1 pseudogene is annotated in these 324 nt (G+C 80.6%); it reads right to left on the bottom strand.

Annotated features, from left to right (window positions below):
* A pseudogene (locus tag KIH27_RS22295) lies at window positions 1–324 on the bottom strand (hypothetical protein); the annotation flags it as partial.

Here is a 324-nt window from a genome sequence, read left to right as displayed (position 1 = left end):
GTGGCCGCCGAGCCCGGCCGCGCCGCCCGCGGTGCCGTTGCCGGCGGTCTGCCCCTGGCTGTAGGTGCCGAGCAGCGAGGTGCCGGCCGTGCCGAAGGTGCCGGTGGTGCCGGTCGCACCCTGGCCGCCGACCCCGCCGTTGCCGCCGTTGCCCATGCTGCCGCCGGCGCCGCCGTTGCCGCCGTTGCCGCCGGCCCCGCCGCCCGATCCGTCACTGTTGAACGACCCGCCGCCGCCGTTGCCGCCGTTGCCGACGACGCCGGTGATCGCGGCACCGCCGGTGCCGGCGGTGCCCGCCGTACCGGTGCCGGCCGCGCCGCCGGT

This window comes from Mycolicibacter acidiphilus (genome assembly GCF_018455725.1).
GTDB lineage: Bacteria > Actinomycetota > Actinomycetes > Mycobacteriales > Mycobacteriaceae > Mycobacterium > Mycobacterium acidiphilum.
The sequence above is the reverse complement of the archived record's forward strand: the minus strand, read 5'-3'. Positions and strand labels throughout refer to the sequence as shown.